9 protein-coding genes and 1 pseudogene are annotated in these 7,969 nt (G+C 61.7%); 2 read left to right on the top strand and 8 right to left on the bottom strand.

Annotation, left to right across the window (positions count from 1 at the left end):
- Positions 1-33 precede the first annotated feature (33 nt).
- From HYE77_RS01600 to HYE77_RS01565, 8 genes and pseudogenes are all read right to left on the bottom strand, one after another.
- Positions 34-1,113: a sigma-54-dependent Fis family transcriptional regulator gene (locus HYE77_RS01600; RefSeq protein WP_003212528.1), complete on the bottom strand. Its 1,080-nt coding sequence runs from the start codon at positions 1,111-1,113 to the stop codon at positions 34-36.
- A gap of 99 nt (positions 1,114-1,212) precedes the next feature.
- Positions 1,213-1,878, bottom strand: a complete 666-nt coding sequence (locus HYE77_RS01595; protein ID WP_003212526.1) for a methionine ABC transporter permease — start codon at positions 1,876-1,878, stop codon at positions 1,213-1,215.
- Positions 1,875-2,621, bottom strand: coding sequence for a methionine ABC transporter ATP-binding protein (locus HYE77_RS01590; RefSeq protein WP_003212524.1), 747 nt, complete (start codon positions 2,619-2,621; stop codon positions 1,875-1,877). Before HYE77_RS01590 ends, HYE77_RS01595 begins: the two co-directional genes overlap by 4 nt.
- Positions 2,618-3,412 carry a MetQ/NlpA family ABC transporter substrate-binding protein gene (locus tag HYE77_RS01585; protein ID WP_003212522.1) on the bottom strand — a complete coding sequence of 265 codons (795 nt, stop codon included), beginning with the start codon at positions 3,410-3,412 and terminating at the stop codon, positions 2,618-2,620. The genes HYE77_RS01590 and HYE77_RS01585 overlap by 4 nt, the downstream gene beginning before the upstream one ends.
- 14 nt (positions 3,413-3,426) lie before the next feature.
- Positions 3,427-4,464, bottom strand: a complete 1,038-nt coding sequence (locus HYE77_RS01580) for an isopenicillin N synthase family oxygenase (protein WP_177048794.1) — start codon at positions 4,462-4,464, stop codon at positions 3,427-3,429.
- Positions 4,465-4,550: 86 nt separating this feature from the next.
- Positions 4,551-5,069 (bottom strand): annotated as a pseudogene (locus tag HYE77_RS01575) (thioredoxin family protein); the annotation flags it as partial.
- Positions 5,070-5,146: 77 nt separating this feature from the next.
- On the bottom strand, positions 5,147-5,326 hold the full coding sequence (locus HYE77_RS01570) for a hypothetical protein (RefSeq protein ID WP_003212515.1): 180 nt from the start codon (positions 5,324-5,326) through the stop codon (positions 5,147-5,149).
- Between the two features lie 11 nt (positions 5,327-5,337).
- On the bottom strand, positions 5,338-5,580 hold the full coding sequence (locus HYE77_RS01565; protein ID WP_087695229.1) for a DUF2790 domain-containing protein: 243 nt from the start codon (positions 5,578-5,580) through the stop codon (positions 5,338-5,340).
- A 216-nt stretch (positions 5,581-5,796) separates the two neighbouring features.
- Here HYE77_RS01565 and HYE77_RS01560 point away from each other — a divergent pair, with 216 nt between their 5' ends.
- Together HYE77_RS01560 and HYE77_RS01555 are read left to right on the top strand one after the other, a co-directional pair.
- Positions 5,797-6,537, top strand: coding sequence for a response regulator (locus tag HYE77_RS01560; RefSeq protein ID WP_003212510.1), 741 nt, complete (start codon positions 5,797-5,799; stop codon positions 6,535-6,537).
- The gene (locus HYE77_RS01555; protein WP_177068312.1) at positions 6,534-7,838 is read left to right on the top strand and encodes an ATP-binding protein; all 1,305 of its coding nucleotides are present in this window, start codon (positions 6,534-6,536) and stop codon (positions 7,836-7,838) included. Before HYE77_RS01560 ends, HYE77_RS01555 begins: the two co-directional genes overlap by 4 nt.
- Positions 7,839-7,969: the final 131 nt, after the last annotated feature.

Here is a 7,969-nt window from a genome sequence, read left to right as displayed (position 1 = left end):
GTTACCCAAATAACGGATATGTACACCAAAAAATCAGGGTTTCACCCGCCCCTTGAGCATCCCATGATTCACCAAAAGCGTCCGCATGGCATTGCGCGTCACCCCCAACAACTCCGCCGTACGCAACTGATTAAACCCACAAAACGCAAACGCCTCCCGCACGATCAAATCCTCGATATCGTGCAACAACGAATCCCCCGGCACCTCGAACAACCGCAGCAACTGCTCCCGCACCACCTCCTGCGGAATCCTCGGCGCCCCGCTGTTAACGCTGGCATGCATCGCACTCAGCCCCGCAGAAAACTTCAAGTGCGACGGCATGATCGGCCTGTCCCCAGCCACCAAAAGCGCCAGGTGCACCACATTCTCCAGCTCACGAATATTCCCCGGCCACGGATAATCCAGCAACGCCTGGGTCGCCGACTCCGACAACATCGGCTCGGCGATTTTCAGCCTGGCACTGTAGAGCCGCCGAAAATGCTCAACCAACGGCAGGATGTCCAGCGGCCGCTCACGCAACGGCAACACCTGCACCTGCGCCACGTTGATGCGATAGAACAGGTCAAGACGAAAGTTGCCCGCCTCCACCGCCTGCTCCAAGTCGATGTTGGTGGCCGTCACCAGCCGGATATTGATCTTGATCGGCTTGCGCGACCCCACTCGCACCACTTCCTGCTCCTGCAATACCCGCAGCAGCTTCACCTGCAACGGCAGCGGCAAGTCACCGATCTCATCGAGGAACAGGGTGCCGCCATCGGCTTCTTCAAACCAGCCGATCCGCCGCCCCGAGGCCCCGGAAAACGAGCCGGCCTCATGCCCAAAAAATTCGCTTTCCGCAAGGTTCTCGCTGATGGCCCCACAGTTCACCGGCACAAACGCACCGGTGCGGCCGCTGGCGCTGTGGATATAGCGCGCCACCAGCTCCTTGCCGGTGCCGGTCTCGCCATTGATCAACACCGGCGCTTCACTGGGGCCGACACGTTGCAAATATTCGAGCAGTTGCAGGGAACGCGGGTCGGCAAAAACCAGCGCCTTGGCGCGAATCGACAACGGGTCTTTTTCGCCCTGGGGCAAAGTCAGGATCGGCGTGGGATGCCCGTGGGGACGGTTCATGAAGAGTATTTCCCGGCGACGAGGTGAAGGTACGTAAGGGAACTTTACTCAGTCACGCATATAACTAGAAATATTAAAAATTCATTAGTACATAACCGTTTATCGACGATGCGCCAGCGACCTCACGCAACGATCCCCCAGGCTTTGCACGCCCTGGACCAGCACCACCAACACAATCACCGTCACCACCATGATCTGGTTATTGAAACGCTGGTACCCATAACGAATCGCCAGGTCGCCCAGGCCGCCACCGCCAATCACCCCGGCCATGGACGAAAAGCCGATCAGCATCACCAGGGTCAGGGTCAACCCCGCAAGCAACGCAGGGAGCGCCTCCGGCAGCAGCACCTTGAAGATCACATGCCGAATATCTCCACCCATGGCAACGATGGCTTCGATGCGCCCCTTGTCCACTTCGTCCAGCGCGTTCTCGACAATCCGCGCAAAGAACGGAAAGGCGCCAATGGTGATCGGCACCACGGCGGCGGTGCTGCCCAATGTGGTGCCGACGATCAACCGGGTCAGTGGAATCAAGGCAATCAGCATCACCACAAAGGGCAATGAGCGGCCCAGGTTGATCACCGCACCCAGCACACGGTTCACCCGTGGCAAGGGGAACAGCCCGCCGCGGCGACTGACAAACAGCAGCACCCCCAGGGGCAGGCCGATCAGCAAGGTAAAGACCGCCGCCAGCAGCACCATGTACAGGGTTTCGCCAGTGGCCGTGAGCAGCAGTTGCAGGATGTCGTTCCAGTCCGTTTTCATACTGCCCTCACCGCTGGCAGGCTGGGGGCCAGTGAGCGGCCCAGGCTTGAGGCGGGGTCGGCCTGCAATTGAATCAGGCTGCCGCTTTCCACCACACGCCCATTGGCCAGGGATACCGCGCTGTCGCAGATAGCCTTGACCACATCCAGCTCGTGGGTGATCAACACGATGGTCACCCCCAGTTGCCGATTGATACTGCGCAGCAGTTCCAGGATCGACGCGGTGGTTTCCGGGTCGAGGGCGCTGGTGGCTTCGTCCGACAGCAAATAATCCGGGCGCGCCGCCAGTGCCCGGGCGATGCCGACGCGCTGCTTCTGGCCGCCGGACAGTTGCGACGGAAACGCCAGCGCCTTGTCACTCAGGCCGACCAGTTCCAGCAATTCCTTGACCCGGGCAACGCGCTCGGCCTTGGGCTGGCCGGCGATTTCCAGGGGCACCGCCACATTGTCGGCGACGTTGCGTGAATGCAGCAGGTTGAAACCCTGGAAGATCATGCCGATACGCTGGCGTTGCTGGCGCAGTTGCTTGTCACTGAGCAGCGTCAGGTCCTGGCCGTCCATGAGGATGCGCCCGGAAGTCGGGCGCTCCAGCAGGTTCAGGCAGCGCAGCAAAGTACTCTTGCCCGCCCCGCTCCGCCCCACGATCCCGAAGATCGAACCGTCGGCAATCTGCAACGACACGTTATCCAGCGCCGGCGGCTGGCCATCGGCGTAGGTTTTGCTGACCTGCTCGACGACGATCATTCGACAGCTACCGGAATCACCGAGCCTGCATATTTCTCGGTGATGAACTTGGCCACCTCCGGCGAATTCAGGTCCTTGGCCAGCTGTTTGATCCGTGGGTCGTCCTGCAATTTCGGGGTGGTCACGAGGATATTCGCGTAGGGATTGCCCTGGGCTTTTTCCAGCCCAAGGGCATCCTTGGCCGGTGACAGGCCGGCCTCGAGGGCGTAGTTGCCATTGATCACGGCGAGGTCGACATCATCCAGGGCACGAGGAATCTGTGGTGATTCGATCTCGAGGATCTTCAGGTGCCTGGGGTTCTCGGCAATGTCCTTGGGCGTTGCCTGGTCCTTGGCCGGGTCGTTGAAACCGGGCTTGAGCGTGATCAGGCCGTTGGCTTGCAGCAGGTACAGCGCACGGCTCAGGTTGGTGACGTTGTTGGGCACGGCCACGGTGCCTTTATCCGGCACCTGGGCAAAGCTGGTGTGGCGATGGGAATAGATACCCAGCGGCTCGATATGCACGGTGGCCGCCACTGTGAATTTCTGGCCGAGAGCCTGTTCCTGGGAGTGCAGGTACGGCAAGTGCTGGAAGTAGTTGGCGTCCACATCACCGTGGGCCAGCAGTTCATTGGAGTTCACGCCGTTGGGGATTTCGATGATTTTCAGCTGCAGCTGCGGGTCGAGCTTCTGCACGTATTCGAGGATTTGCGCGTGGGGAATCGGGTCCGCCGCCACACGCAGGGCCTCGGCGGCCTGGGCGTCGAAGGAGGCAATCAGGACGGCCAGGGCCAGGGCTGTTTTCTTGAGCATGGTGATGTTCCTTATCAGGCGGACAGGGCTTGGGGAATCGTGGCATCGGCGTAAAACCGTTGGGCGACATCCGGATGGGAACGCAGGCGGCCCTTGAGGTAGTTCCAGCCGACGTCCCGCAGCAGCGGGTTACGCGGGTCACTGGTGGGGCCGTGGGCATCGCGCAGCAACTCGGGCGGCAACTGATACACCGGCACCACCGCGTCCAGTTGCGCACCGAGGAAAAACGCCAGGGACAAACGCTCGCTGCCCAGGGGCGGCGATTCGACCCGGTGCACCGTGGCACGCAGGTAGCCGTTGGTGGCCAGTTCCAGCAACTCGCCGATGTTCACCACCAGGGTGTCGGGGCGCGGCAAGGCGTCGATCCAGCGGCCCTCCTCCACTTCCACTTGCAGGCCGGCCTGCTGGTCTTGCAGGAGGAAGCTGAGAAAGCCGGAATCCTTGTGGGCACCGACACCCTGGCGACTCTGCTGGGCGTGGCGGCCGGGGTAGCGGATCAGCTTGATGTGTTCGTTGGGCTTGGCGCCATACAGCGGGTCGAAAGCATTTTCCGGCAGCGACAAGGCCTGGGCAAAGGCGCGCAACAAGCGCAGGGACATCTGCGTCATCGCCTGCTGCCAGGCCAGTAACAAGGGCTTGAGTTCAGGCAACGCGGCAGGCCACTGGTTGGGGCCTTGCAGGCGCGACCAGGCCGGTGAATCCGGGCCTTGCTGCAGCGGCTCGCGCTCGGCGCCGAGGTCGAACTGTTCACGCAGATCCGGCTGCCCCCGGGTGATCTCCGACGCGGCGCGGTTGTAGCCGCGAAAGTGCGGGGAGTTGATCATGCCGACAGCAAGCTTGTCGGCCTCCGGCAAGGCGAAAAACTGGCGCGCCTGCTGCTGCACCTGGGTGAGCAACCCGGCGTCGATGCCGTGGCCGGTGAGGTAGAAAAAACCGATATGCCGCGCAGCGTGGCGCAGGTCATCGAGAAACTGCCCACGCTGGGCCGGGCTGCCGTCGAGCAGCGCCAGGTCCAGCAGGGGCAAGGTGTTGATTGCCAGCGGGTGCGACATTGGGTGCTCACTCCATGAACAGGTACGTGGAGTGGTGAAGCTAAACGATCTAAAAACCCCGCAACAAATACCTTTTTGGCATTAGCTTAGGTTGGCGCGTTCGCCGCCCTGGCTTCTTCCAGCAGGGCCTGGATGACTTTCTCCTGATTGTCGTAGCGGCCCTCGCCGAAATGGCTGTAGCGCACTTTGCCGGTGGCATCGAAGAAGTAATGGGCCGGCCAGTACTGGTTATCGAAGGCGCGCCAGATGCTGTAGTCGTTGTCGATGGCCACCGGGTAATGGATGTCCAGCTTCTTGACCTGGCTGCGTACGTTATCCAGGACTTTCTCATAGGCGTTTTCCGGCGTGTGCACACCGATCACCACCAACCCGTCCCTGGCGTACTTCTTCGCCCACTGATTGACGTACGGCAGGCTGCGCTGGCAGTTGACGCAGTCGTAGGTCCAGAAATCCACCAGCACCACCTTGCCCTTCAGGCCCTCGGCCGTCAGCGGCGGCGAGTTGAGCCAGGCCACCGCGCCGTCGAGAGACGGCATGCGCTCATCGGACTGGCTGAAACTTTCGGCATCGACGTTGTTGATCAGGTAGTTCACCGCCTTGGGCACGCCGACCAAGGCAACCACCAGTGCCAACAGCAGCAGGCCTTTTGAGCGGCGCAGGTATCGGATGAAGTTCATGGGTGTCACCTCGTGGCCGGGGGTGTTTCGGCGCGTTTGCGAGCCGCGCCGTTTTGCGCCAGCGGCGTGTTCTGGAAGCAGGTTTCACTGCCGGTGAGTTTTTTCGCGGTGGCGGCGTTCACATCCGCCGCCACACCCGCCATGGAAAACGCCAGGGCACTGAGAAAGCTGTTGAGTGGGGTCATGGCCGGTCTCCTCAGCTGCCTTCAAGGCAATTGCTGGAAAATTTGCGGTAGTCGAGGACGTGGCGCTGGCCCTCGGAATCGAGGTAGGTCAGGTGCGAGTTGACGATGCCGCACAGCGCGCCACCGGACTCTTCGGAGATCGACAGCACCTGGTGGATATCCGGCTGGCTGGCGGTGGTTTCGGCATGAGCGGCAACACTCAGGCCAGTGAGTAAGGCAAACAGGCAACTGGCATAGGCAGCTTTGATAGTCATGGGTGGTTCCCCGGGGGTTCAAGTGGGCCGAGGCGGATTACCTCGATGGGCTCATTTGAACCTTGCGAGGTATCCGGATTGTGTCGGCCAGGCCGGGATTTTTGCGTCGATGTGTATCTCGTCACCGCCAGATACACTGCAATACAAAGGGCACAAGGCAAGCCCGCCGCCAGTGGCTAGACTGCGCATCAATGACTAATCAACGAGGAAGGCAGCATGGATCACGTCGATCACATTCTGATTGTCGATGACGATCGGGAGATCCGCGAACTGGTGGGCAACTACCTGAAAAAGAACGGCCTGCGCACCACCGTGGTGGCTGACGGCCGGCAGATGCGCAGCTTCCTCGACACCACGCCCGTGGACCTGATCGTGCTGGACATCATGATGCCCGGCGACGACGGCTTGCAGCTGTGCCGCGAACTGCGGGTGGGCAAGCACAAGGCCACGCCGATCCTGATGCTCACCGCGCGCAACGATGAAACCGACCGCATCATCGGCCTGGAAATGGGCGCCGACGATTACCTGGTCAAGCCCTTCGCCGCCCGTGAACTGCTGGCCCGCATCAACGCCGTGCTGCGGCGCACACGGATGCTGCCGCCAAACCTGGTGGTGACCGAAAGCGGCCGGCTGATCCGCTTTGGCCGCTGGCGCCTGGACACCACCGCCCGCCATCTGCTGGACGAAGACAACACCCTGGTGGCCTTGAGCGGTGCCGAATACCGTTTGCTGCGCGTCTTCCTCGACCATCCGCAACGGGTGCTCAACCGTGACCAGTTGCTGAACCTGACACAGGGCCGGGACGCGGACCTGTTCGACCGCTCCATCGACCTGCTGGTCAGCCGCCTGCGCCAGCGCCTTTTGGACGACGCCCGCGAACCGGCCTACATCAAGACCGTGCGCAGCGAAGGCTATGTGTTCTCCCTGGCCGTGGAAATCCTTGGGGACCCGGCATGACCCTCACGTTCCGCTGGCCGCGCACCCTCGCGGCGCAACTGACGGTAATTTTCATCGTCAGCCTGCTGTGCGCCAACGCCCTGTCGTTCAGTGCGCAGTTCTATGAGCGCTACATGAGTGCCCGCAGCGTAATGCTGGGCAACCTGGAAAACGACGTATCGACGTCGATCGCGATCCTCGACCGCCTGCCCGCCGCCGAGCGTGCCAGCTGGCTGCCGCGGCTCGACCGCAACGCCTACCGCTACCTGCTGAATGCCGGCGAACCCGGCGAGCCGATGGCCAGCGACAACGTGCCCATGGCCGCGACGTCGATTTCCGATGCGTTGGGAGAGCATTACCCACTGACGTTTCGCGACATCCCGGGCCTGCAAAAACACTTCCAGGCGCACCTGACCCTGGCCGATGGCAGCCCGGTCACGATTGATGTCTATCCCAAGCCGATCCCGTTTGCGTTCTGGCTGCCGGTGGTACTGGTGCTGCAACTGGTGGTGTTGCTGGTGTGCACCTGGTTCGCCGTGCGCATCGCCATCCGCCCGCTGACACGCCTGGCACGGGCAGTGGAAACCCTCGACCCGAATGCCCGCCCGACGCCGCTGGACGAAACCGGCCCTACCGAGGTGGCGCATGCGGCGGCGGCGTTCAACGAAATGCAGAAGCGGATTGCCGAGTACCTCAAGGAGCGCATGCAGATTCTCGCGGCGATTTCCCATGACTTGCAGACGCCGATCACCCGCATGAAATTGCGTGCCGAGTTCATGGAGGACTCGGTGGACCGGGAAAAGCTCTGGAGTGACCTGGGGGAAATGGAGCATCTGGTGCGCGAGGGCGTGGCTTACGCTCGCAGTGTGCATGGGTCGACCGAGGCCAGTTGCCGGATCGACCTGGATGCGTTTCTCGACAGCCTGGTGTTTGATTACCAGGATATGAACAAGCAAGTGAGTTTGACCGGTAAAAGCGCGGTGGTTTTGGATACGCGGCCCCATGCGTTGCGTCGGGTGCTGGTGAACCTGGTGGACAACGCGCTGAAATTTGCCGGGGAGGCGCAGTTGGAGGTGGGGTCGACGGCGGCGGGTGAGCTTTCGATCAAGGTGCTGGACCGGGGGCCGGGGATTGCCGAGGATGAACTGGTGCAGGTGATGCAGCCGTTTTACCGGGTGGAGAGTTCGCGTAATCGTGGCACTGGTGGTACAGGGCTGGGGTTGGCGATTGCCCAGCAACTGGCGGTGGCGATTGGTGGGGAGTTGACCCTGAGCAACCGGGACGGTGGGGGGTTGTGTGCGCAGGTTCGGCTGGAGCTGTGACGGGCGGTGTGTATATCCATTATTTGGGTGATGGCTTGTATCGGTTCCGCTCTTACAGCGGCTCACTTTTGAACAGCGCAAAAGTAAGCAAAACGCTCTTGCCCCACCACTCGGCACCTCGCCTAGGCTCG

The sequence above is a fragment of the Pseudomonas sp. IPO3774 genome, from assembly GCF_013386835.1.
Classification (GTDB): domain Bacteria; phylum Pseudomonadota; class Gammaproteobacteria; order Pseudomonadales; family Pseudomonadaceae; genus Aquipseudomonas.
Note: the sequence above shows the minus strand (reverse complement) of the source record. Positions and strands in the feature narration are given on the sequence as shown.